Origin of the sequence: Acidobacterium sp. S8 (assembly GCF_009765985.1) — a bacterium.
Taxonomy (GTDB): domain Bacteria; phylum Acidobacteriota; class Terriglobia; order Terriglobales; family Acidobacteriaceae; genus Alloacidobacterium.
Genome location: NZ_LMUM01000004.1, coordinates 24979 through 48637 on the forward strand (window position 1 = coordinate 24979; position 23659 = coordinate 48637).

Genomic DNA, 23659 nt, shown 5'->3' on the forward strand with positions numbered 1-23659 from the left:
AGAAGCGGGCGTGTTTAGGTTGAGGCCGGGTGCCGGGTGCCCCATCCTTTGCGAAGCAAAGGGTGGGATAGCAAAACAGCCTGAGCCAGAATGATGGGATACAAGATTTAAGGTGGAAGCGGCGGCCTTTAGCCCGGTGAAAAAAACTTCGTACCAAACAGGGAGGGATATTCCCTTTAGGTGTAATCACAAACCAGCAAAGTCAGATCGTCATCCTGCTCGACAGACCATGCCCGCACCCGAGCAAGAATCAGGTCTGCAGTCTGATCCGGACTAAACCCAGTGCATTCCCTCAGCAGCGCGCGAAGCCTCTCGCTGCCGAACTGCTCTTCTTTCGTGTCCTCGGCTTCGATGATGCCATCGGTATAAAGCACAATCCGGTCGCCCTTTCGTAGCTTGCAGGCAATCGACGTATAGACCGCGTGCGAAAACAACGCCAGCATGATGCCGTTTTCTTCAACCGTAGTCACCTCACCGTCGCGGATCAGCAACATCGGCGGATGGCCGGCGGCGGCATAGCGCAGTTCACCCGCCTCAGCATCCAGGTACACATACGCAGCGGTGACAAACTGGTTCTGCGTATTCCCGCAGAGAGTCGTATTCATTCCGGCCAGTAGTTCTGCCGGGTGCGCCGCATGTTCTTTCTGCGAAGTAGCAGCCAGCTTCACCATGGACGCGATCAGCGCCGCGGGCACCCCATGGCCGGAAACGTCGGCAATCAGCAACCCGGCTTTCCCATCCTGTACGGCGAGGAAGTCGTAGAAGTCACCGGCCACAGAAGTCATCGGCACATAGCGCGCCACCACTTTGAAGTGTGGCGAAACAGGAAACATTGGAGGAAGAATAGAAAGCTGGATGCGTTTGGCTACATCCAGTTCCTTATGCAGAGCGTTAAGCTGCTGATCACGCTCCACAGCACGCCGCGACGCCACATAGCCCAGGCAGCAAAGGAATATGGCAAAGCCATACGGTTCTACACGCGTATAAAAACCGAACGCGCCAACAATGTTGTTCCACAAAGCAAATGCGGCAAAGATGAGCAGACCGTTGCGAATTATGACGAAGTCTTTTGTATCCGCCTTGCGATCGCGGAGAAACGACTGCGCGATCAGGATAAGCAGAGCAACGATGAGGACACCATTGTTAATGTGTCGCAGAAGCAGTACTGACGCTCCCAGACTGTTGGCAACCAGCAGAGACAGCATAAGGACGGTAAAAACCGGAGTAAGTATCCGGCCTATCCGGCCAAGATATCCGCTTGCCTGAAAAAAGAAAAACCCCGGAATACTGACCAGGAAATCCTGGGCAACGATGAGGCGGAAAAAGAAATTCGAGGGCGGTACCATCATGGCCAGGAAATTCGACTGCACCCATAGGCGACCGCCATAGAGAATCGCGAATATCCCAAGCCAGAAAAGCAGTGCGTCGAATCTGCGTCGGATGGCGATAAATCCCAGCGCAATCAGTCCGACCGTCATAAAGGATGAACCCAAAAACAAATACAGCTCATCCCGATGAAAGATGTGGAGAACTTCGCTGGCTGTAAGTTGGGAATCGATCAGCAACATTGCAGAGGATGGTAAATCATCCTTTCACCGCTATCGAGAACGAGTGTGGTTATTCCGAGCCACAGGCGAAGAATCCCAGCGATGCGAGCTTCCGGTATCGCTGGGGATGGCAAGAAACAACTACGTTGTCGAAAGCTATGGATGCAGTTTCTTTTCCCGCAGCCAGACCACCAGCGCTTCAGGATCGTCGGTAATGATCGCATCGACCTTGGCATCGACCAGCGCCTGCCATTCCTCAGGAGTATCCGCGGTCCATGGAACAACCTGCAATCCGGCAGCATGCGCCGCAGCCACCTTTTCTGGCGTCACCAGGTGAAAATCCGGACTGATAATCTGAGCCTCCGTCTTCTTACCGATCGAGACAAAATCTTTATCGTGATCGGTGATGCCTATCATCTCGTCGCCTTTTGGATCGCCGACCAGCGCCGAAAGCCGGATCGAAGGATCGAGCTTCTTCATCGCCGCCAGCGTGCGGAAATCGAAGCTCTGCAGAATTACCCGAGACTGAAGCCCGTGCTTCTTCACCGCGTCGTCGATCAGCTTCACGAACACTTCCGGCGTCGGCGTCAGCTCCGGATGGCTGGGAAAGCTCTTCGTCTCCACGTTGAAATCAAACTTGCCCTGAGGCGCAAGATCGAGCACCTGGTCGAAGGTAGGAATCTTTGTTCCCGGCACCGCTTGCTGTTTTGGGAAGGCAGCCAGTGTCTTCGACCCGCAGTCATACTGTTCCACCTGCGCCAGCGTCAGCGTATGGATCGCCGTGTGCGGAGGCACCTCCGGTCCAACACAGACACGTTCGCCGGGGTGGTCAGGTGTGATGAAAGGGAAGTGAGAGACGACAAGAACATTGTCCTTGGTCACGGCAAGATCAAGCTCCAGCACGTCGGCGCCGTGCTGAATCCCATACTCAAACGCAGGAATCGTATTTTCGGGCCGAGCTGCACGTGATCCCCGGTGTCCATGGACCAGGATCGTCTGCGCGTTGGAAGTAAAAGCGATCAAGGAAGTAGCAAAGAGCCAAGTAAGAGTCCGCAACATAGCGCGAGTGTATTTTGTTCTTTAATGTGGGGTGTTGCAACTGGATGAAATCAATGAGGAAACCAGATCATAATCGGCTCGAATTTCTCCGTTAATATCAGAGTCAGCGAATGCTCACCATCGGCCATTCCACGCTGCCTATTGATATCTTTCTAGCCATCCTGAAGGAGAATGGCGTCGAGAGGCTGGTCGATATCCGTACCATCCCAAAATCGCGTCATAATCCGCAATTTGCGCAGGAAAACCTGCAAAAATCGCTCGAAAATGCGCAAATAAACTACTGTTGGCAAAAGAATTTGGGCGGCCTGCGGCATCCGCTCAAGGACTCCATCAATACCGGCTGGCGCAACTCAAGCTTTCGCGGTTACGCCGATTATCTGCAGACGCCAGAATTTTCCGCCGCCCTGGATGAGCTGCTCGCAGCCAGTCCGCATGAACAGACTACGGTGATGTGCGCGGAAGCCGTTCCGTGGCGCTGCCATCGTTCCCTCGTCGCTGATGCGCTGCTCGTGCGAGGCATTGTGGTTGAAGACATCTACTATGACACGAAGGGTCACAGTCGCCGCGAGCCGCATAAGCTGACCTCATTTGCGAGAGTGAAAGGAAAGCGACTCTGGTATCCGGCGGAGGACGATCTGTTTGCCGGGGTCGATATCTAAGCTCGCTTCAGGGTAAAATTCACTTCCATATGGCTGCTTCTGAACGCAAATCGCGCCGCTCTTACTGGTATTGGTTGCTTTTGCTCCCGGTTTTGGGACTGATGTTCCCCGGCATCTACGCGAGGTCGGCTCCGGTATTGTTTGGCTTTCCATTTTTTTACTGGTACCAGATGGCCTGGATTGTATTGACCGGGATTCTCACGGGAATTGTCTACCTGGCGACGCGCAATCGCGCCTGAAATAAGCCGGAATCTGTGAAGTTAACATCTGGATTACTCGCGCTGCACCATTTTTGGAGCTATACTTCTCCATAGATGGAGAGAACACATATTTCTCTCTTCGTCGGGGAGAAGGTTTCTGTGGCAAGTCATACCGGCAATCAGGCTCTTGCGTATCCGGCAACCATGTATGCACCGCCTGCTCTGCCCGATCTTTCACGGCCAGAGGAGCGCCGGCGTCTTTCGCCGGCTGCATTGCGGGCATTTTTCAATATCGTCGATCGCTGGAGCATACGCGACGAAGAGGCGATGCTGCTGCTCGGCGGCATTTCCAGCAGCGGTTATTACGAGCTGAAAAAGAAGCCGAATCGCGTCCTCGATCAGGATCGTTTGCAGCGGATTTCTTATCTGATCGGCATCTTCAAGGCACTCAATATTCTTTACAGCACCAGGCTGGCCGATGGCTGGGTGCAGCTGGCGAACAGCAATCCACTCTTTACGGGTCGCACGCCTCTCACATACATGCTTCAGGGCGGCACTCCGGCAATGGAGAGAATACGCAGTCTGCTGGATGCAAGACGCGGTGGTTAATAAGCTCACTCCCCCAAAATATGAGCAGGCCCAAAACAGAGAATCTGGTCAATCCGCGCGATCCTTCGGGTTTGCTGCCAGCCGTACGGGCGCAGATGGAAGCTCATCCCGAAGCCCCTGTCCAGGAAGATTTACAGGCAAGAGAGCAGTTGCCGCCAGTAACGCCGTTGCGGCGCTTCGATACTCACCGCCTGCTCCCGGCGAAGTACGGCTCCAATTATGAATCGGTGCTCACCCGCATCGCCGATAGCGATGAGCATCTGCAACAGATCTTCGAATTGGACAACGCTACGAATGCGCGTCTCGAAGCGGAAGAGAATCTACGCCCGGGCATCACGCAGCGCGAGCTGGTCTTCAACATTCCGCATTACCGCATTATCAATGCAGCCTTTACCCATGCCAATCCTCTGGGCGCACGCTTTTCTACGCCCGATCGTGGCGCATGGTATGCGGCCTTTGAACTTGCAACCTCAAAAGCTGAGGTCATGTTTCACAAGTCGGTGGAATTTGCCGAGGTGGACTGGAGAGAGCGCGAGATCTTGCAATACGACGAGTACCTGGCGGATTTCTCCGGCGGCTTCCACGATCTGCGTCCGGAGGCGCAGCCGGAAGATAGACGCGAGCGGTACACCGATTGCCTGGACCCGGCAAGCTATATCACTTCTCAGAAGCTGGCCGTCGAACTGCTGCATCAAGGTTCAATAGGCGTGATTTATCCCAGCGTCCGGAGGAATGGCGGAACGTGCATTGCCTGCTTCCGGCCGAGCGTGGTAGCCAATGTTCGTAAAGGGAATCGGTTTCGTATGACATGGACTCCGACTCGAACCGTCTTTGCCAAAGAAGGATTTTGAGCCGTAGTCCACGCATACGTAACGAGTGTTTATCTGGAGGTGGCGTCCGATCCATGCTGCTTTACCATCTTGTTATAAATACCAAGTAGCAGGAAGGGCGCTGCCCACTGGCCAACGAACAGAGCGTGATGTTCCTTGCCGCTGGCTTTAAAAATCAGTGAGGCGACCATGGATGCAATTGAAGCGCCAAGGAAAAGGCTACTGGGCGTCTTTGCTGAGTAGCGCTCCATGGCTGCTGTAAGTTGGTCTTCTGCGACTTCTCCGTGGTGCACGCGATAATCCGTCATCTTCAGTCTCCTTGAGGTCGTTACATATACGGAGATGCAAAGCAACAGCTCACATTCGTGCGGCGATGAAGTGTAGCTTCAGCCCATAAAAGATCGGACTGCAAATTTCCATGTTGCTACCACGCAAAAGTTCGTCCTGATTTGCCTAAAGTAAATTTTGGAAAAAGTTTCAGTATCGTTCCGAAACAAAGCCATTTAGTAAATCGTCTGTTGGTTATAGATGTGAGATTTTAGCTATTAATTACGCGATGACGTCCTTTATGGGCTTAGGATGTTCCTAGCCAACCTTCGCGATGTTTGATCGCATCCTTGCATGATGATCCATTTGGAGGTGTTTCGTGATCGATCGCTGTTTCAATCCGGCCTGCAGGAGAACGCTTGATTATTTGCGAGACGGGCGCGTGGTGCGCGTGATTCGCGGCAAAAACGAAGATGTATCCGTAGAGCATTACTGGTTGTGCGGGCCCTGCTATCTGACACACGATTTTGAGTTTCCCCCGGATGGCACAGTGAGCCTGAGAATGAGAACGAATGACAGCCACGAGGAATTCTTCCTGCGCGATGTGGTACTACCCGAGCGAAGACGAGGAAAAAGGCTTTCGGACACAAACCGAGCCAGTTTTGATGGAAAAGTAGCTTAAAGCGGCGGCCGCTTCGCGATTTCAAGCTGCCGATGGTCTGAACGCGGCCGCAGAGTAAACAAACACTTAGGACAATCAAAACCAACCTATAGCTGTTCCTTCCCATACTGATCCTCCATCGTTATTCCCAATTCCAGACCAATTTCGACCCGGATAATCCATTGTCTGTTTTCTTTCCTTGACAGCTTAGGAGAGGCAGCGTTACATTCCTAATCATCTTAGGAGGGATCGTGACTGACCAGGCTCAGCTTCTCCCCGGCACACTCGATTTGCTGATTTTGAAAGCCGTCTCTCTCGGTCCTCTGCATGGCTACGGAGTTCTCCTACGCATAGCGCAGATTTCTGCAGAGGCGCTACTGATTGAGCAGGGCGCTTTGTACCCGGCGCTTTTCCGGCTGGTGCGTCAGGGACTGCTGCAGGCAAGCTGGGGTGTTTCCGATAACAATCGCCGCGCCAAATTCTATGAGCTGACCACCGCAGGCCGGAAACGCTTGCAGGAGGAAACAGAAGGCTGGAACCGTCTTGCCGTTGCCATTGCCACCGCGCTCGCTGCGCAGCCGGAGGAGGTATGAGACTCACAAACCATCCGGCGCAGCGAGCTTTGTCTGTCAATCCTTTGACCCTGTTACGCGAGGAGTAAGCATGCGATTCATTGAATATCTTCGTTCTCTTAGTTCTACTTTGTTACGGCGTGGACGGATCAATGGCGAGATGGAAGAGGAGCTTCGCTCACACGTCCAGCACCGGGCCGATGATCTGGAGCGCTCCGGAATGCCTCGCGCTGAGGCGAAACGGCGTGCGCAAATCGAATTTGGCGGTCATGAACGATACCGGCAGGAAAGCCACGAATCACTTGCCGGCAATTATCTGGAAACCTTCTCGCAGGATGTGCGGCACAGCGTGCGCGTGCTGTGGAAGTCGCCCGGCTTCACGGCCGTCGCAGTGTTCACACTGGCACTCGGCATTGGCGCAAACGCAGTCGTGTTCAGTGTGATGAACGCGCTCATCCTGCGGCCGCTGAATGTGCCCAATCCGCAGAGCCTGTACATGCTGGAAAAGGGCAAAGACAATGTCCCGATGCAGTCGTATCCCGACTATGCGGACTTGCGTGACCGTAACCGCAATTTTGATGGAATAGCGGCCTACAGCATGTATCCAGCAGGATTGAATACGGGCAAGAACCCGTCAACGGTGTGGATTTATGAGGCGAGCGGGAATTATTTCGATGTGCTGGGCATCCAGCCCTATCTCGGACGCTTCTTTCATCGCGCCGATGAGCATGGTCCGAACAGCGCTCCATATGTCGTAATCAGCTTCAACTATTGGCGCAGCCATTTTCAGGGCGACGCAGGTGTGGTGGGCCGAGTCGTGCAACTGAACAAGCATCCCTTCACAATTCTTGGCGTAGCTCCTCCCAAATTTCGCGGGACCGAACTCTTTTTTTCTCCGGATCTGTGGGCAGAGATGATGAACCAAGAGCAGGTGGAAGGCTGGAATGCACTGACTGAGCGCGGTGCTCGAAGCATCTGCCTCATTGGACGATTAAAAGCAGGCATCACCCCCACACAGGCAGTGGCCGATCTGAATTCAATCGGCGCCGATCTCGCGAAGACCTACCCAAAAGACGATGCAGACGAAACTTTCGCGCTTACGCGTCCCGGATTAGTTGGTGATATGCTCGGTCGTCCGGTACGGGCATTTGTTACTGGTTTAATGCTGCTTGCAGGGCTTATTCTGCTCGCAGCCTGTGCGAATCTAGGCAGTCTGTTTGCCGCTCGCGCGGCAGATCGAGCGCGCGAAATTGCACTGCGCCTTGCGCTCGGATCGAGCCGCAAACGTGTGCTGCGCCAATTGCTGACCGAGGCAGTCATCATTGCCCTGACCGGTGGTGCTGCTGGCGTGGTCGGAGGCGTGGTGATTCTCCGCTGGCTGAGTACCTGGCAGCCGGTGCCGAATATGCCGATCAATGTGCCGGTCAATCCGGACGCAGCCGTGTATGTGGTTGCGCTGGTGCTGGCTTTGATCAGCGGGCTGCTCTTTGGCATCGTGCCAGTGCGTCAGGTGCTTCGCGCCAATCCCTATCAGATTGTCAAAGCCGGTTCTGCGAGTGGTGCAGGCCGGAGATTTACCGGCCGCGACCTGCTGCTGATTGTCCAGATCACCATCTGCGCCGTACTAGTGACATCTTCTCTTGTGGCCGTGCGCGGGCTTGTGCGTTCGCTGCATAGCAACTTCGGGTTTCAACCACAAAATGCAATGGTGGTGGATTCCGATCTGGGCATGGCCGGGTATAGTGGCGATGGGACGCAAGTCATGCAGAAGCGCATGATCCAGGCCATGCAGGCAATTCCCGGTGTCAGCTCTGCAGGAATGATTGAGCGTCCGCCCCTGGCGATGGGATGGAGCACTTCCATGGTCTTCAAAGACACCACAACGGATTTCAGAGTCTCAAATGCCGCTGCGGAGTCCATGATTTATCGCGTATCTCCGGAGTATTTCCAGGCCGCTGGCACAGCTCTCCTGAGAGGAAGCACCTTTACATGGCATGACGACAAGGACTCGCCACGTGTCGCCGTCGTGAATCGCGAATTCGCACGGCGGATTTTTGGTTCAGAGGCCAGTGCGTTGGGCGGATACTACAAAACGGTCGAAGGCACCCGCATCCACATTGTTGGCATTGTCGAGGACGGCAAATACAAGACTCTTACTGAAGATCCACAACCGGCTATGTTTTATCCAATTCTGCAATCTCCCACGAGTGCAAGCTGGCTGATAATTCGCTCGAACCGCGACCCGCACCAGCTAGCCATCACGATGGAAAAGACTTTGCGAGGTCTCGATCCGGGACTGCCATTCACCATCCGTACATGGAGCCGAGAGTTGGACAGCGCTCTCTTCGGCTCGCGTGTGGCGACGATTGCGCTGGGAGTATTGGGGGCACTCGGTGCGATGCTGGCGGTTACGGGTATCTTCGGAATGGCTGCTTATTCCGTGAGCAAACGCCTGCGTGAGCTTGGAATCCGGGTCGCCCTCGGCGCACAACGCAGTGAAGTGCTGGGAGCGGCACTTGGGAGGGCCTTCCGCCTCCTCGCGCTGGGCTCGATCGCTGGCCTTCTATTGGGAATGGCGGCGTCGAAAGTGCTGGCCTCGGTAGTTTACGAGGCTACGCCGCGCGATCCGCTCGTCCTGGGCGGCGTTGTGCTCATCATGTTGCTGCTGGGCTTGCTGGCTACATGGATTCCGGCACAACGCGCGCTGAGTGCCGATCCGCTGATGCTTTTACGCGAGGAATAGAACCCTGACAACCTGCTGCTCGTTTCGGCGTCTAAAAGATCAGTATTCTAGACGTTATGCAGGTGCGGGTTCTTTTGTTCGGAGTCTTGAAGGATATCTTACCGGCAGCGGCGAGCACCGTCGATCTGCCGGATGGCGCGACGGTAGACACTCTACTCGATTATTTTCGCGGAGAGAAACCGACTCGCGATGAGCTTTGGGACTCGCTGGCGGTTGCCGTCAATCATGATTATGCCCCGCGTACACTTGCCCTGTCCGATGGAGATGAAGTAGCGCTGCTGCCCCCTGTGAGCGGCGGCGCGCAGGCTTCCCATATCGCCCTGGTACGAGAGCCGATCCATGCTGAGTCACTCGTTGCAAATTTGAAACAGGGAGAGGATGGCGCGGTTGTCGTCTTTGACGGCATCGTGCGCAACAATACACGCGGCCGTCGCACTCTGCATCTCGTTTATGAAGCCTACGAAGAAATGGCTTTGAAGCAGATGCGAGAGCTTGCGCAGCAGGCGATTGAGCAATTCTCTGTCCGTGAGGTGTTTTTGGTGCACCGCCTCGGCAAGCTTGAAATAGGCGAGACGAGTGTGCTGATCGCCGTAGCCTCAGCACACCGCCCCGCGGCTTTTGATGCCTGTCGCTGGCTGATTGATACGCTCAAAAAGACGGTTCCAATTTGGAAGAAAGAACATTTTGAAGATGGAGCCGTGTGGGCCGATGGTGAGCCTTTTCCGGAAGAAATGAAAGGCGTGGCTGCTTCATGAGGCTTTTTCCCGCGGCGGCAGTTGCCTTCATCACTGCAGGTATTCTGAATGCGCAAACGTCTCCCCCCATTCGCGTCGATGTGAGGCTGGTAAATGTCTTCGTCAATGTGACGGATACGAACGGTTCGCCAGTAGGCGGCTTGACCAAGGATGACTTCACGTTGGCGGAAGATGGCCATCCCCAGAAAATATCTGTCTTCGAACGTCAATCGGAGATGCCGCTCTCCATCGTGCTGGCCATTGACACCAGCGGCAGCGTGAACAAAGATCTCCCCGTTGAGAAGCGTGCCGCACATAACTTTGTACATTCGCTATTGCGGCCCGTGGACCGGCTTGACCTGATCGATTTTTCTTCAGAGGTAAGGGAAGTAGTGCCCTTTACCAACAAGCTGAGCCGCATCGACTACGGAATTGAAAACCTGATGACCGGCCCCGCCACGGCGCTCTATGCAGCGGTGTATCTGGCATCACAAAGTCTCATCAGCCAGCAGGGGCGTAAGGTACTGGTGCTGATCTCTGACGGAAGCAACACGGTGAAGGGAACCGATTACGCCGATGCCCTGGAACAAGCAGTGCGCTCGGAAACAATGGTCTACAGCATCATCGATGTGCCTATTGCCGCCGATGCCGGACGCGATACGGGCGGAGAGCACGCGATGATTACGCTCTCACAGGAGACGGGCGGAAAATATTACTATGCCGACGCCGCGCACCTGGCCGAGGCCTTTCAGAAGGTTTCAGACGATCTCCGTACGCAGTATCTGCTGGCATACTACCCGGCGCATCGCATAGCAGATTCAGATTTCCGCACGATCGGCGTGACCGTCAAACAGCCTCCAAATATGCCTTATTCAGTGCGCCATCGCACCGGTTATTACGCGGCGTCCGGACAGTCGCTACAATGACTGTATGGCTATTCTCAGTTCCGCGCGCCGTCGTCAGAAGTCTCCTCCTCCCGGCGATACCGGGCAGGAAGCGTTGTATCTCCGTTTTCTGAGCGATAAGCAGGTGCCCGTAGCAGTAAAAATGCGTGACGGCGAGACCGTTACCGGATGGATTGAATACTTTGACGATCGTATGATCCGGCTGACGCGCGAAGGTAAGCCAAACCTCTTTATCTATAAGCATCAGATACGAACCATTACTGAGCAGGCAAGCCGCCATGGCGCACGAGCGAGGCAGGCGCGGAAAGAGGCTGCTCCAGAGGGAGAGGCCAAGTGAGCCGACTGCCTGCGGATATTCATCTGGAATTTGCCGCTCCCGCCGCCGCAATTGCGCTCGAAGCGGGAGCGTTGATTCGGGACTTCTATCACCGCGGAGTTGCCACCGAATACAAATCAGACGTCGATCTTGTCACCGAAGCGGACCGCTCCTCGGAGAAGCTGATCGGTGAGCGATTACGCGCCAGCTTTCCCGGGTTTGGCATCTACGGTGAAGAGGGAACACGAGACAGCCTCGATCAGGAATATCGCTGGTACGTCGATCCGCTGGATGGCACCACCAATTTTGCGCACCGGTTTCCGGTCTTCTGCGTTTCTCTCGGCTTGGAACATCGCCCAGCCGGCTTAGCTGCAAATGAAGATGGAACGCTGATCGCCGGAGTGATCTACGATCCCATGCGCGAGGAACTTTTCCTCACGGAGAAGGGTAAAGGCGCATTTCTCAACGGGAAGAAAATCCATGCCTCTCGCACCGATCATCTTGGCGAGAGCCTTTTGGCTACCGGATTCCCCAGCAGATCGCGCCACCAGAATCCGAATATCTATTTCTATCAGCAGATTACCCTCCGCTCGCATGGAGTGAGGCGGGCAGGGTCGGCGGCCCTCGATCTGGCATATACAGCCTGTGGCCGCTTCGATGCCTACTGGGAGTTCAATCTCAACCCATGGGACACATCCGCCGGGGCGCTGCTGGTGACGGAAGCTGGCGGCACGGTGACGACATTTGACGGCAGCCCGTTCAAGCTGGACAGCCGTGAAGTGCTGGCGACGAATGGAATGATCGATGGGGAAGTGATTGCCCTCTTTCAGGATATGTTCGCCGGACGCGACCTCGAGCCCATTCCGACACCGGGCGATTTCGCAGCGATGCGCGCCGAACGCGGACGATAGAAAAGTTTTGCTTTTTGCTCGCGGAGGCGTGTGGTCGGCTGCCTCACGCTGCTACAATAAATTCAATCACCTGCAATCGGAGAAGCTCTCATGGCATATGTAATTGCTGAACCCTGTATCGGCACGAAAGACACGGCTTGCGTGGATGCGTGCCCTGTTGACTGCATCCATCCCAAGAAAGACGAGACTCCCCATGCCGACCAGGAACAGCTCTTCATCGATCCGGTAGAGTGCATTGACTGCGGCGCGTGTGTTCCCGTCTGTCCCGTTTCGGCGATTTTCGCAGCTGACGATCTGCCCGAAAAGTGGCAGAACTACACCGAGAAGAACGCTACCTTTTTCGGTCGCTAAGTTCCAGCATTCCGCATGACGCGCAACCGCTCCGGTTGCGCGTTTGTCTTTTTGCCCTGCAATTTATCTCCTGAATAGCGCATCATAATTGCGAATATGCATTTGACCGGCGCGTGGATACTCATCATCTTTTCTCTCCTTGCGACAGCTGCGATGCTGTTGCTTCTGCACCTTACCAAGATCGGTTTTCTGGTTCATCAAACTATACCCGACAGGCCGCGCCGCCGCCTTTTTCTGGCATCAGTAAGTTTCTTTATTACGTTTGCCGGAGTTCGTCTTCTGGTCCGCTCGATTACGCACCACGTCGGCCCATTCGGATGGGTGATGGTCGACGGCCGTCACATTCATCATCTCGTCTGGGGAATCCTGCTCCTGCTGCTGGTTGGCTACTGCACTCTGGCCGAAGTGGGCACAGGAAACTCACCAACATCTATCTTCCTGAGCCGCCTGCTGTCGATTTTGTACGGTGTTGGCGCAGCTCTCACTCTCGACGAATTCGCCCTTTGGCTGAACCTGCAGGATGTTTATTGGTCGCGGCAGGGAAGAGAGAGCATCGATGCTGTGATCCTGTTCGGGGCAATCCTCGCAGCCGGAGCATGGGGCGCGCCACTCTTTAGCGCTTTAAATAGAAACAATCCTTTCAAGAGATTGAGATGATAGCTTGGTTATCTACATATCCGTGTTTTGGATCAAGATTTCAGCATTCCGTATGACGCGCAACCGCTCCGGTTGCGCGTTCGTCTTCGATCCCAGTTTTTACAGTCTCCGGGCCGTTTCCTAAGGCGTATCTGGAAATATTCTAGGGACAGCCACCAGGACAGCCATTCAAAAAATGGCCGACCTGCGGACCGATGACATCTTCGTGGCAATGTTTCTGCCACCATTCGAGACCTGCCTGGCGGTAATGTTCCAGTGCAACGAAATCGCGCGCGTACCGTCGCAGCAGCCCAGGCAGTTCTTTCCAATGATCGACCTGGATGACAGGAGAGTTGCGTAAAAACGGTTCGTCCGGCAGGCGATTTGTGATGACTAGACATCCGGCCCGAAGGCCCTCATACAGGCGATAGGTTTCCGCCATCGAGCCGCGCGGAGCCAAACAGATGCGACTGTTCATCATCTTCTTCGAATAGCTATTGAACTGAGCGGCTCGGCTGCTGGCATCAGCAGTACCGATATTATCGAGATCGATTTGCCACTCCGGATCGCGTTTGATCTCTTGCAGGGCACGCCATAGTTGCTTGCGCGCCTCTGCTTTCGATGTCGATACCCAGTAGCGGTAGGTAGTAGGAGGTACCTCGCTGACAAGTTCACCGGCAAAAAAAGAATCGAGCGTGCGGTCTTGCATTGCAATTTGCGGCAACTCCTCCTGACTGTGATAGCCCAGAGGAATAGTGCAAATGCGCAGAATGGAGTGAAGACGCGGGGGCCATTCCGGATGCGGCGTGTGCAGTGCCTGACGGGAGCGGTAATGCAGCATCCAATCACGCGCGTATTCGAAAGTCAGCACAGCATTGAGGCGGTTGATGGTCCATCGAGGCCGGAAGCCAAGGAATGGAATGAAATGAAGATTCCGCACGATGCCGCGCACATGCAGTGCATAGGAGGGAACCTTGCAGCGCTCCTCCTGCAGGAGAACGGCAACTACATGCGGACCATATTCAGGAAGCCTGACAGCATCTTTTGTAATGTAGAAATGAAGGGCGCGATCTTGAATACTTGGTTCAGCGAGTGAAAGCACCGCCAGCGGATAGCGCCACTCTGCCGGAAGGCTCGGATTCCATTGCGAGCCACCAGCTAGCTCAATGACAGGCCGATCAGATGTTGGCCACGCGGCGAAATATCGATGGGGTAAAAGCATCCGTTCGGTTCAGGCGCTGTACGGCATGGCTTGGAGCGCGATGCCTCGCGATCCGCATTTTTCCAACAGTTCTTGAATCGCCCGCTCGTACAGGACGGCCCCTCCACCCGCGACGGCACGCGCAGTCTCGCTGCTGTTCTTTGCAAGGTAGCTTCGTTCCTCTTCGTTTTCATAGAGGCGCAACAGAGAATCTGCGATCTGCTGATCATTGCGCGCGTCGACGATGATTCCGTCCTTCCCCTGGGTCAGTAACTCGGAGGCGCCGCAATTACGTGTGACGATACAGGGAACACCGTTGGCCATCGCTTCAAAGAGTGCCATCCCAAATCCGTCGTCCACACTAGAGAGCACAAAGGCGTCACAGCGTTGATAAAAGTCACTGATGTTCGGAACGTAATAGACAATCTCCACATTTGGCAATTCCTTTAGCAACTGTGCCAATGCAGGAAATTGTGAGAAGTCCGCGCTGCTTCGAATGAGAAGCTTTGCGTTTGGGAGTGCCAGCTTCCTCCAGGCACGTAATAGATAGAGATAGCCTTTCCGCCGCGGTTCGCCGCCGACGATACCGACAGTGAAAACATCATTCCGTTTTTCGCGGATAGTGCTGGGGATCGCGCACCGTCCGATGAGCGGCGCTTTCACCAACTTGCTTCGCAGTTCCGAAGGAAAGGTTCGCGCAGTGTAGTCAGACGGAACCAGAATGGCATCGGCCTCTTCGTATTCACGCAGCTGACGTTCACGGAACCATGCCGGTTGTTCCCGAAACATCGAACCTAGTGCCGCAGACTCTTCGCGGACGAGATCCTGCTGAAAATCAACATGCGGGCAGGCACGGTCAAGCACATAACGCGAATCGCGCTGTTTTGCCTTCAGGCCTGAATAAAGAGAAGTGGACGCTAGCCCGAAAAAAATATCCGAACGGGCACAAATTGCCGCAACGCTTTTGTCCCATAGCGCCACTTCCTGCAGCGCCATCCGGGCAGGAAAATTCCTGTGCAACAAACGTCCCAGGATGGTAAGTGGAGGAGGTACAAGGCGGGTGCGAGCTTCTTCAGACAAGCCTGGAAAGAACCGTCGCGGTGCACCGCTGTAGATCGTAACGGAGTGATGTTTTCTGATTAGGGTGTTGGCCAGCAGAGCGGAATGAAATGGCCTGAAGACAGAAATCACCACTCTCATATACACCAATATTATCAGATTGGTCATTGCCTAGAGCCAATGGAAGCGGCGCAACAACCAAAGAAGTCCCGCCGTGCAGCTTGCCATCAACGCCAACACGATTGCTAGTCCATAATGAGCTTCAGAGCCGGGCAGCCCTTTGACATTCATGCCGTAAATGCCCGAGAGCACGAGCGCCGGCAACGCGATGGTGCTGAGAACCGTAAGCACCTTCATGACCTGATTTGTTCTGTTAGCCACACTCGAGAGATAAACGTCGAGGCACCCGCTAAGCAGATCGCGAAGCATCTCTACCTGATCGAGATTCCGCGCGATGTGGTCATAAAGATCGCGCAGAAAAGGCCACATATCTTTTTTGATGTAGGGCGAATCCACGCGCTGCAGATGTGCCATCACATCGCGCGAGTGCACCAGGATTCGGCGAAGATTGATCAGGATGCGCTTAATGTCGAAGATGCGCGAGCGTGTATTAGGAGTCGCAGCCTCCATGGCGTCGTCTTCCAGTTCGTCAATGGTGTCACTGAAATGATCGAGCACCGGAAAATAGCTGTCGAACGTCGTGTCCATGATTCTGTAGTAGAGCTGATCTGCCCTGGCATGATTATTGCTTGCGCGCAGATGATCCATACGCTGTAGCGTGTCCACATCATTCGCTTCGATGACAGTGATCAGATAATCTTTGCCGAGAAAAAGATTGATATCATGCGCATCGATGCTGCCATCGGCAGTCAGTTCGATGCACTTGACGACGGTAAATAGATAGCTTTCGCCCTCTTCGATTTTCGCGCTTTCAATGCGCTGCCGGCAGTCTTCAATGTGTAGTGGATGCAGGTGATATTGCTCAGCCAGCTTATCCAGCTCAGGACTTGAAGGGTCAACGATATTGTGCCATTCCATGCTGTGAGGAATTGTACGGTCGGAAGGTTTTGGCTGCCAGCGCGTAAATGCAAAAGCACCGTTCGGCTGGCAGCCAACACTGTTTCTACTCGTAACGCAGCGTGGTTTGAGGATCGACTTTCGCTGCTCTGCGGGCAGGTATCCAACTTGCAAGCAGTGCAATCGATGCAAGAAAAATCGGAACCACGGTAAAGGTGAGGACGTCGTGTGGGCGAACTCCATAGAGAAAGCTGTTGAAGAGCTTTGCCACAGCAAGCGCGGCAGGCAGACCTATGATGAGGGCGATGAGAGTGAGCAACATCCCCTGGCGAAGGATGAGGCGCTGGATGGCTGCAAGCTGTGCGCCGAGAGCGATGCGGATTCCGATTTCGCGCGTACGACGGCTGACAGCGTAGCTCATTACACCATAGAGCCCGATGGAAGCGAGGACGAGTCCGATGAAGCCAAAGACTCCGAAAAGGGTTCCGGCGAGGCGGGGCAGGAACAGGGCGCTGCGGAGGTGGTCTTCCATTGTTTCAGCGTTATAGACGGCCATGGATGGGTCGAGGGCATGAATCTGCTGGTGTATGGCAGAGAAAAGGTTCGCCGTGTCGGCTTCGGAGTGGACGATGAGGGTGTAGCCCATAAAAGCGGGGTCGGTGCCGGTCGTCTGCGCAAGCGAACGGAAGAGAACTGGGCGTGTGTCTTCGCCGATGAAGCGTGACTTGATATTTCCGACAACGCCGATGACCTGATAGATATCACTGCCATCGCGGATGTGCTGGCCGATCGGGCTTTCGCCGGGAAAGAGCTTTTCAGCCAGGGCCTTATTGATGACGGCAACTTTTGGGCCTGTAGGGGATTCATTGGCGAAGTCGCGGCCCGCGATGCGGGGGATGCCGAGGGCTTCGAAGTACCCGGGCGTGGCCATATACATTTCGACGATGGGAGCCTGCTGTTTCGGATTCCCTTCGGCCACCATGCCGTCGCTGCGATTGCCGCCGGAGAGCGGGATGCTGTCAGTAGCAGCGGCAGAGATGACGCCGGGGAGGGTGGCGACGCTGTCGCGAAGCTGGGTTAGGAACTGCGTAGTCTTGTCGGGCGAATAGCCGTGGATGCGTGGATCGACGGAGACCATGAGGACATTGCGCGAACGGAAGCCGATATCGATGGTGGAAGCGTGTTCGAGGCTGCGCAGGAAGAGTCCTGTGGCAGAGAGCAGGATGATGGACATGGCGATCTGCGCGACGACGAGGACATTGCGCAGTGTGATGCGGCGACCGGGGCGCGCGAGCGCGTCTTCGCCTTTGAGGGCGCTGCTGAGTATGGGACGTGAAGCGATCCATGCGGGGATAAGGCCGAAGAGCAGGCCGGTGCCGACGCTGAGAACAAAGGTGTAGACGAGGACGCGCCAATCGACGGTGACGGCTGTGTCGAGGGGAATGGGTGCGGGAATGCGGAAGGCTGTGAGCGCGGACGTTGCCCAAAGCGAAAGCGCGGTGCCGACGAGCCCGCCGCCGACTGCGAGGATGACGCTTTCAAGAAGCATCTGGCGAAGGAGCAGCCTACGCGTGGCTCCGAGGGCGATGCGAACCGCCATTTCACGCTGACGGGCGGCAGCATGAGCGAGAAGCAGATTCACGACATTGGCGCAGGCGATGGCGAGGACAAGCAGAACGACGATGGAGAGTGCGGCAAGGAATAGCAGGATCGTAGATTTGTCGCGCGCGGGCAGGGAGCCGGCCCGGTCGAGATAGAAGCCATTGTCTTTATCGGTTGCGGGGTAAGCCTTGGCGAAGTTCTGTGCGAATGTTTTAAGTTCGTTGGCTGCCTGCGTTTGCGTGGTGCCTGCCTTGAGACGGCCGTTGACTGCGAGCCAGTGGTTCTGACGCCCTTGCCATACGGTCACAGTGTTGCCGAGGGTGCTGGGGGCGAGAGTTTCGATGTTGCCAAGCGGAACCCAATATTGTGGATCAAGGATGAGGTCGAGGCCGTGGAAGCCGGGAGATGCAACTCCGACGACAGTATATGGATGCCCGGAGAGCATGATGGCTTTGCCGATGATCGCTGGGTCGGAAGAGAAGCGTCGCTGCCAGAGGCGGTAGCCAAGTACGATGACCTGGGCGTGCTCCTCGCTTGGAAGGAAGCCGCGGCCGAGGGCCATGCGAAGCTGGGCTACGTCGAAGTAGTTTGCTGTGGCGGCTTGCCCCCAAAGGCGCTCGGGTTCACCTTTGCCGCCGATGGAGGCGGGCAGGAGTTCGTAGTAGGCGGCGAGGCCGGAGAAGGATTTTGCCTGGTCGCGCAGGTCCGTGTAAAGCGGCCAGGGAAAGTTGTTGCAGCACTCATTTTTGTCTGTGGTTTTCAGAGACAGTAGCGTGCTGGGATCGCCCACCGGTGGCGGAGTAAGCACGAAGTGGCTGACCATGGAAAAGATGGTGGAGTTGGCGGCGATGCCGAGCCCGATGGAGAGGACGACGGCGAGCACGAGACCAGGTGAACGGTAAAGACGCCGGAAAGTGTAGAACAGGTCCTGCCGCAGATTTGCCATGCTAGTCCTCTCTGTTGTTCGGATTACGTCTGTGGCAAACCCCAGGTTCCGTAAGAAATGTGGATTGAGGCATTTATTTCTTCATCTGGTCTGGTCGAATACGCGCAGCAAACAGAGCTCTTGCCTGCCTTCCATTATCATTATGAAATGGGCAGTATCTCCACAATGGAGAAACAGAGGATTCTATCCCGCCGCCAATTTCTCGGACTTTCCGGTCTGTCGATACTTGGCATGGGCCTCTACTCCGGCGAAATTGCGCGGCATGAGATCGATATTGTCCAGCGCACGATCCGGCTCGACGGTCTGCCGGATGCCTTTAAAGGTTTCCGCATTGTACAGATCTCCGATATTCATTATCAGAAGTTTACGGAAGAGTTTTTCCTCAAGCTTGTTCTGCATGACGTGAACGCGCTGAAAGCGGACCTCGTTCTCCTCACCGGCGACTTCATCAGCACCCCAAGGGAAAAAAGCGATATCCCGGTAACGTGGGCGTATGAATGTTCCGAGGTGCTGACGCGCATTGAGTGTCAGCAACGCTACGCCATCCTGGGAAACCACGATTGCGAGGTGAACGAGCCCGCAATTACGGATGCGCTGGAGACGCACCGCATCCCGGTGCTGAACAATAAAAGCGTTGCCCTGGAACGCGACGGTAAGCGTATCTGGCTTGCAGGACTCGCCGACTGGCTAAACGGCAAAGAGCGTCCGAATTACGAGAAGTCGATTCCAAAAGGTGTCAGGACCGACGGAAATCCGGTGATTCTGATGGCGCATGAACCAGATAGCGCCACTGAAGCGGTAAAGCACGGTGTCGATCTGATGCTTTCCGGGCACACGCATGGCGGACAGGTACGCATGCCATTTGTGCCGCCAGTCTATCTGCCTCCCATGGGCAAGAAGTACATCCAAGGGCATTTTCAGCTCGGCCCCATGCAGCTTTATGTCAACAGGGGCATCGGCACGGTTGGAGTACCCTTCCGACTCAACTGCCCGCCTGAAATCACTGTCCTTACATTGACATAGTCCTGCTCAAATTTCCTCCGGAGCTATGAAAGACGAGATTGCGCCAGCATCTTTTTCGTGGCGACGGTAATATTTTTCGCGCTCATTTATAATGAGATAGTTCCTGACACAGCCAGGAGAAGCCGTTTTTCGCTCAGCGGGAACGTCTGCAAAGCGCTCAGATTCGAGAAGGTCATTACCCATTCATGATTCGTTTTCTTCAGAAGGACAGCCGCGCGGTGAAGGCGATCTTCATCGTGATTATCTCCGTAGCCTGCATCACCATGGTCGTCACGCTGGTTCCCGGCATTTTCAGTGATCAGGTTTCCAGCGCGGATACATACGCGACCATTCACGGAAGCGGCGTCTTTGGCCGCATCTTCGGCTCCAGCGACGAAGTTTCCACGCAGGAAGTACAGCAGCTCGCGCAGCGCATGCTGCAGCGTCAACAGCTGCCCGATTTCGTTCTGCCTTTCATGATGCAGCGCGTAGGGCAGGGGCTGATTCAGCAGCACATTGAATTGCAGGAAGCGAACCGCCTTGGAGTGAAGGTGACGGACGAGGATATTCGCTCGTTCCTGCACACCGGCATGTGGGGACAGGTGCTCTTTCCGAATGGGAAGTATGTCGGCGACGCGCAATACGCCAGCCTGGTGTCGCAGAACTTCGGTCTTTCCCGCGAGCAGTTTGAAAACGAACTGAAGAAGGAAATTCAAGAAAACCGACTCCGTTCTTTCGTCACGGCTGGTATGACGGTTTCAGACCAACAGGTGCGCGAGTCATATCTGCAGCAGGGAACCAAGATCAAATTTGACTACGCCGTGATCAGCGCCGATGACCTGCGCAAGACGATCAACCCGTCTGATACAGAACTGCAGGCATTCTTCAAACAGAATGCGGCGCGTTACGCAAAGGCGATTCCCGAGACGCGCAAGATTCAGTACATTGCCTTCAATACTTCCAACCTTCCGGGCGGCGCTCCGCAGGTCACGGATGCAGAAGTGCAACAGTATTACAGCCAGCATCAGAAGGACTATCAGGTTGACGACCAGGTGAAGGTGCGCCACATCCTCATCAAGGTTGATCAGAATGCAGATCCGAAAGCCGATGCTGCTGCGAAGCAGAAGGCAGAGGACATTCTGAAGCAGCTGCACAATGGCGGCAACTTCGCCGATCTGGCTAAGAAGAATTCCGACGATCCGGGCAGCAAAGATCAGGGCGGTGAGCTTGGATTCCTCAAGCATGGCGTCACAGTGCCCGAGTTCGATAAGGCCGCCTTCGCGTTGCAGCCGGGACAAACCTCAGACCTGGTACGCACCAAGTTCGGCTATCATATCATTCAGACGGAAGAGAAGCAGACTGCTCACACGCGGCCTCTGGATGAAGTGAAGCAGACCATCGTATCTGTGCTGACACGCCAGAAGGAATCGGACGCGCAGCAGGCTTTCGGGCAGCAGCTGGCCAGCGAAGCGCAGAAGAACGGTCTGTCGCAGACTGCTACTGCGCATCACCTGCAAGTGACAACGACTGACTACATCGCGCAGAATGCGATTATCCCCACGCTTGCCGACGGTTCGCAGATGCTGACCACAGCTTTCACGGCCAAACAAGGCGCTGCTCCACAGGTTGCATCCACTGGCGACGGCTATGCCGTCTTCCAGGTAGAAGATGTGCATGCGGCACACGCCCCGTCCTTCGATGAATACAAGTCGCATATTCAGGATGATTTCCGCGACCAGCAACTGCCGCAGCTTCTGTCTCGCAAGACCAGTGAACTGGCTGACAAGGCCAAGGCAGAAAACGATCTTGCCAAAGCTGCCAAAGAGGTTGGCGCAACAGTAAAGAGCAGCGATCTGGTGGGCCGCGATGCACAGGTTCCTGACATCGGACAATTGGCTTCAACGGCTCCGCAGCTCTTCGATCTTAGTGTTGGACAGATCAGCAATGCGATTCAGGGTCAGCGTACGGGAGCGGTCGTCAAGCTCACTCAGAAGCAGCAGCCGACGCCGGATGAGGTTCAGAAGAATTTCGACCAGACACGCGATTCACTGTTAGATCAGAAGCGCGAAGAGATGTTTGCCGTCTTCGTCACCAACCTGACCGATAAGTACCAGAAGGAAGGCCGCATCAGCATCAGCAAGCGCGCGCAGCAGCCGGGGTTACCGGGAGCGCCCGGTGCTCCCGGAGCTCCAGGTGCTCCGCGGTCGTAACCAGATAGCAACAATGCAATGAGCAACCGGGGCTCGTGGTTTGGAATCTGTCGAATCACGGGCCTTTTTTTCTGGATGGGCGCGGGAAAATATTATGCCATTTGAGCGGTCTTCGGGATTGCTGCTGCACATCACTTCGCTGCCTTCCTATGGCGGTATCGGGGACCTTGGCCCGGCTGCATATGCATTCGCAGATTTTCTGGCTGCAGGAAAGCAACGGCTCTGGCAGGTGCTTCCACTTAGTCCTACAGGTTATGGCAATTCGCCATACGCCGCGCTCTCTGCATTTGCGGGAAATCCTCTGCTGATCAGCCTGGAAAAACTCTCCGAGTGGGGGTGGATCGCAGGCAGTCGAATTGCAGGATTACCTGGCCATTCAGGGAACATCCACTTTGAAGAAGTAGACAAGGTAAAGACGCCGCTGCTCGAAGAAGCAGCTCGCAATTTCCTCCATCATCATCAAGAGCCGGGCCTGAGCAAGCAATGGGTGCGCTTTGAAGGCTACTGCAAAGAGAACGCAACGTGGCTGAATGACTACGCGCGCTACAGCATGCTGCGCCGAAAATTCAACGGCGCCGGGTGGAACTCGTGGCCGCGCGAATATGCATATCGCGATGAAGGCGCCTTGTCCCGTCTCGAAAAAGAACAGGGAGAAGCGCTGGCCATCGAGCAGGTGATCCAGTTTGCTTTCGATGAGCAGTGGGTAGCCTTGCGGCAGTATTGCGCGGAACGCGATATTCACTTCATCGGCGATGTAGCCATCTTCGTAAACTATGACAGCGCCGACGTATGGACCCACCGCGATATCTTCGAGTTGAACGAGGATCTTTCGCCGGTTCGAGTTTCAGGCGTGCCACCGGATTATTTCAGCGAAACAGGACAACGCTGGGGCAATCCCATTTATCGCTGGGATGTGCTCGAATCCCGCGGCTTCGACTGGTGGGTAGATCGCATCCGCCGCGCGCATTCGCTCTACGATCTCATTCGTCTCGACCATTTCCGCGGCTTCGAGGCTTACTGGTCGATTCCTGCGGAAGACGAAACTGCGGTCAACGGTGAGTGGATCAAAGCTCCCGGAGCGGCGTTGTTTTCGAAGCTGCAGGAAGCGCTTGGAGAGCTGCCTTTCATCGCCGAAGATCTCGGACTCATCACCGACGAAGTGGATGCGATTCGCGAGCAGTTCCGTCTGCCGGGCATGAGGATTTTGCAGTTCGGATTTTCCAACCGCGGCGCACACAACTATCTCCCGCACCGTTATGAGAAAAATTCGGTGGTCTATACCGGCACTCATGACAATGACACGACGCGCGGATGGTGGGAGAATGGCGCTTCCGAAGCAGAAAAAGCGGCGGTAGAGGCTTACGTAAATACCGGCAACGAGGGCGCTGTATGGCCTCTCATCCGCGCGGCTGCCACTTCAGTGGCCGATATCTGCCTCTTTCCCGTCCAGGATGTGCTTGAACTCGGTTCGGAAGCCCGCATGAATGTGCCTTCGCGCCCCGAAGACAACTGGACCTGGCGCTGTCCTGAAGGAAAATTAATGAAAGACTTGGCAAAGCGGCTAGCAACGCTCTCAGAGGTCACTGATCGCGAACGCTTGCCCGATTCTGAAGAGGAATAGC

General features: G+C 55.2%; 22 protein-coding genes. 15 read left to right on the top strand and 7 right to left on the bottom strand.

The features are described 5' to 3' along the window. Window positions 1-176: 176 nt before the first annotated feature. Together GSQ86_RS00790 and GSQ86_RS00795 are read right to left on the bottom strand one after the other, a co-directional pair. On the bottom strand, window positions 177-1568 hold the full coding sequence (locus GSQ86_RS00790; RefSeq protein WP_254062046.1) for a PP2C family protein-serine/threonine phosphatase: 1392 nt from the start codon (window positions 1566-1568) through the stop codon (window positions 177-179). Window positions 1569-1703: 135 nt separating this feature from the next. After that, on the bottom strand, window positions 1704-2606 hold the full coding sequence (locus GSQ86_RS00795) for a glycerophosphodiester phosphodiesterase family protein (RefSeq protein ID WP_158748057.1): 903 nt from the start codon (window positions 2604-2606) through the stop codon (window positions 1704-1706). 110 nt (window positions 2607-2716) lie between these two features. Between GSQ86_RS00795 and GSQ86_RS00800 the strand changes: the two genes are divergently transcribed. The 4 genes from GSQ86_RS00800 (at window position 2717) to GSQ86_RS00815 (ending at window position 4925) form a co-directional block, all read left to right on the top strand. Beyond that, the gene (locus tag GSQ86_RS00800; RefSeq protein WP_158748058.1) at window positions 2717-3265 is read left to right on the top strand and encodes a DUF488 family protein; all 549 of its coding nucleotides are present in this window, start codon (window positions 2717-2719) and stop codon (window positions 3263-3265) included. 29 nt (window positions 3266-3294) lie between these two features. Next, entirely contained in the window at window positions 3295-3504 is a 210-nt protein-coding gene (locus GSQ86_RS00805) for a DUF3311 domain-containing protein (protein WP_158748059.1), read from the top strand. A gap of 120 nt (window positions 3505-3624) precedes the next feature. After that, a complete protein-coding gene (locus GSQ86_RS00810) occupies window positions 3625-4074 on the top strand; it encodes an antitoxin Xre-like helix-turn-helix domain-containing protein (protein WP_254062047.1) in 450 nt (149 codons plus the stop codon). Window positions 4075-4094: 20 nt separating this feature from the next. Then, window positions 4095-4925, top strand: a complete 831-nt coding sequence (locus GSQ86_RS00815; protein WP_216840960.1) for an RES family NAD+ phosphorylase — start codon at window positions 4095-4097, stop codon at window positions 4923-4925. Window positions 4926-4954: 29 nt separating this feature from the next. Here the strand turns inward: GSQ86_RS00815 and GSQ86_RS00820 are convergent, their stop codons facing one another. Beyond that, entirely contained in the window at window positions 4955-5212 is a 258-nt protein-coding gene (locus GSQ86_RS00820) for a hypothetical protein (protein WP_158748060.1), read from the bottom strand. 871 nt (window positions 5213-6083) lie between these two features. On the opposite strand from GSQ86_RS00820, the gene GSQ86_RS00825 reads away from it, so the two are divergent. The 8 genes from GSQ86_RS00825 to GSQ86_RS00860 all read left to right on the top strand — a co-directional run bounded on the left by GSQ86_RS00825 (window position 6084) and on the right by GSQ86_RS00860 (window position 13021). Next, complete coding sequence (locus GSQ86_RS00825; RefSeq protein ID WP_158748061.1) at window positions 6084-6425, top strand: PadR family transcriptional regulator; 342 nt, start codon at window positions 6084-6086, stop codon at window positions 6423-6425. 70 nt (window positions 6426-6495) lie between these two features. Further along, window positions 6496-9147, top strand: coding sequence for an ABC transporter permease (locus tag GSQ86_RS00830; RefSeq protein WP_158748062.1), 2652 nt, complete (start codon window positions 6496-6498; stop codon window positions 9145-9147). A 56-nt stretch (window positions 9148-9203) separates the two neighbouring features. Next, window positions 9204-9902 carry a molybdenum cofactor biosynthesis protein MoaE gene (locus GSQ86_RS00835; protein ID WP_158748063.1) on the top strand — a complete coding sequence of 233 codons (699 nt, stop codon included), beginning with the start codon at window positions 9204-9206 and terminating at the stop codon, window positions 9900-9902. Continuing rightward, window positions 9899-10807 (top strand): VWA domain-containing protein, encoded by a 909-nt coding sequence (locus tag GSQ86_RS00840; protein WP_158748064.1) that lies wholly within the window; start codon window positions 9899-9901, stop codon window positions 10805-10807. The genes GSQ86_RS00835 and GSQ86_RS00840 overlap by 4 nt, the downstream gene beginning before the upstream one ends. Window positions 10808-10811: 4 nt before the next feature. Further along, window positions 10812-11123, top strand: a complete 312-nt coding sequence (locus GSQ86_RS00845; RefSeq protein WP_158748065.1) for an RNA chaperone Hfq — start codon at window positions 10812-10814, stop codon at window positions 11121-11123. Further along, window positions 11120-12013, top strand: coding sequence for an inositol monophosphatase family protein (locus GSQ86_RS00850; protein ID WP_254062049.1), 894 nt, complete (start codon window positions 11120-11122; stop codon window positions 12011-12013). Before GSQ86_RS00845 ends, GSQ86_RS00850 begins: the two co-directional genes overlap by 4 nt. 90 nt (window positions 12014-12103) lie before the next feature. Continuing rightward, complete coding sequence (locus GSQ86_RS00855) at window positions 12104-12364, top strand: ferredoxin family protein (RefSeq protein ID WP_158748066.1); 261 nt, start codon at window positions 12104-12106, stop codon at window positions 12362-12364. A 96-nt stretch (window positions 12365-12460) separates the two neighbouring features. Further along, a complete protein-coding gene (locus tag GSQ86_RS00860; RefSeq protein WP_158748067.1) occupies window positions 12461-13021 on the top strand; it encodes a hypothetical protein in 561 nt (186 codons plus the stop codon). Window positions 13022-13163: 142 nt separating this feature from the next. On the opposite strand, the gene GSQ86_RS00865 is transcribed toward GSQ86_RS00860, so the two are convergent. The 4 genes from GSQ86_RS00865 to GSQ86_RS00880 form a co-directional block, all read right to left on the bottom strand. After that, entirely contained in the window at window positions 13164-14222 is a 1059-nt protein-coding gene (locus GSQ86_RS00865) for a hypothetical protein (protein ID WP_158748068.1), read from the bottom strand. Window positions 14223-14231: 9 nt separating this feature from the next. Continuing rightward, window positions 14232-15197: a glycosyltransferase family 4 protein gene (locus GSQ86_RS00870; protein WP_158748069.1), complete on the bottom strand. Its 966-nt coding sequence runs from the start codon at window positions 15195-15197 to the stop codon at window positions 14232-14234. Window positions 15198-15431: 234 nt separating this feature from the next. Next, a complete protein-coding gene (gene corA, locus GSQ86_RS00875) occupies window positions 15432-16298 on the bottom strand; it encodes a magnesium/cobalt transporter CorA (protein ID WP_158748070.1) in 867 nt (288 codons plus the stop codon). Between the two features lie 85 nt (window positions 16299-16383). Further along, window positions 16384-18825, bottom strand: coding sequence for an ABC transporter permease (locus GSQ86_RS00880; protein ID WP_158748071.1), 2442 nt, complete (start codon window positions 18823-18825; stop codon window positions 16384-16386). Window positions 18826-18990: 165 nt separating this feature from the next. On the opposite strand from GSQ86_RS00880, the gene GSQ86_RS00885 reads away from it, so the two are divergent. The 3 genes from GSQ86_RS00885 (at window position 18991) to malQ (ending at window position 23658) form a co-directional block, all read left to right on the top strand. Continuing rightward, a complete protein-coding gene (locus GSQ86_RS00885) occupies window positions 18991-19848 on the top strand; it encodes a metallophosphoesterase (RefSeq protein WP_254062050.1) in 858 nt (285 codons plus the stop codon). Between the two features lie 185 nt (window positions 19849-20033). Beyond that, window positions 20034-22037: a peptidyl-prolyl cis-trans isomerase gene (locus GSQ86_RS00890; protein WP_158748072.1), complete on the top strand. Its 2004-nt coding sequence runs from the start codon at window positions 20034-20036 to the stop codon at window positions 22035-22037. A 94-nt stretch (window positions 22038-22131) separates the two neighbouring features. Beyond that, complete coding sequence (gene malQ / locus GSQ86_RS00895) at window positions 22132-23658, top strand: 4-alpha-glucanotransferase (RefSeq protein WP_158748073.1); 1527 nt, start codon at window positions 22132-22134, stop codon at window positions 23656-23658. The last annotated feature ends 1 nt before the right edge of the window (window position 23659 follow it).

Coding starts and splice junctions, on each gene's coding strand:
- GSQ86_RS00830 (WP_158748062.1), top strand. CDS start 6,496: ATGCGATTCATTGAATATCTTCGTTCTCTTAGTTCTACTTTGTTACGG.
- GSQ86_RS00885 (WP_254062050.1), top strand. CDS start 18,991: ATGGAGAAACAGAGGATTCTATCCCGCCGCCAATTTCTCGGACTTTCC.
- GSQ86_RS00865 (WP_158748068.1), bottom strand. CDS start 14,222: ATGCTTTTACCCCATCGATATTTCGCCGCGTGGCCAACATCTGATCGG.
- GSQ86_RS00790 (WP_254062046.1), bottom strand. CDS start 1,568: ATGTTGCTGATCGATTCCCAACTTACAGCCAGCGAAGTTCTCCACATC.
- malQ (WP_158748073.1), top strand. CDS start 22,132: ATGCCATTTGAGCGGTCTTCGGGATTGCTGCTGCACATCACTTCGCTG.
- GSQ86_RS00795 (WP_158748057.1), bottom strand. CDS start 2,606: ATGTTGCGGACTCTTACTTGGCTCTTTGCTACTTCCTTGATCGCTTTT.
- GSQ86_RS00820 (WP_158748060.1), bottom strand. CDS start 5,212: ATGACGGATTATCGCGTGCACCACGGAGAAGTCGCAGAAGACCAACTT.
- GSQ86_RS00860 (WP_158748067.1), top strand. CDS start 12,461: ATGCATTTGACCGGCGCGTGGATACTCATCATCTTTTCTCTCCTTGCG.
- GSQ86_RS00845 (WP_158748065.1), top strand. CDS start 10,812: ATGGCTATTCTCAGTTCCGCGCGCCGTCGTCAGAAGTCTCCTCCTCCC.
- GSQ86_RS00835 (WP_158748063.1), top strand. CDS start 9,204: ATGCAGGTGCGGGTTCTTTTGTTCGGAGTCTTGAAGGATATCTTACCG.
- GSQ86_RS00840 (WP_158748064.1), top strand. CDS start 9,899: ATGAGGCTTTTTCCCGCGGCGGCAGTTGCCTTCATCACTGCAGGTATT.
- GSQ86_RS00890 (WP_158748072.1), top strand. CDS start 20,034: ATGATTCGTTTTCTTCAGAAGGACAGCCGCGCGGTGAAGGCGATCTTC.
- GSQ86_RS00870 (WP_158748069.1), bottom strand. CDS start 15,197: ATGGCGCTGCAGGAAGTGGCGCTATGGGACAAAAGCGTTGCGGCAATT.
- GSQ86_RS00855 (WP_158748066.1), top strand. CDS start 12,104: ATGGCATATGTAATTGCTGAACCCTGTATCGGCACGAAAGACACGGCT.
- GSQ86_RS00880 (WP_158748071.1), bottom strand. CDS start 18,825: ATGGCAAATCTGCGGCAGGACCTGTTCTACACTTTCCGGCGTCTTTAC.
- GSQ86_RS00805 (WP_158748059.1), top strand. CDS start 3,295: ATGGCTGCTTCTGAACGCAAATCGCGCCGCTCTTACTGGTATTGGTTG.
- corA (WP_158748070.1), bottom strand. CDS start 16,298: ATGGAATGGCACAATATCGTTGACCCTTCAAGTCCTGAGCTGGATAAG.
- GSQ86_RS00815 (WP_216840960.1), top strand. CDS start 4,095: ATGAGCAGGCCCAAAACAGAGAATCTGGTCAATCCGCGCGATCCTTCG.
- GSQ86_RS00800 (WP_158748058.1), top strand. CDS start 2,717: ATGCTCACCATCGGCCATTCCACGCTGCCTATTGATATCTTTCTAGCC.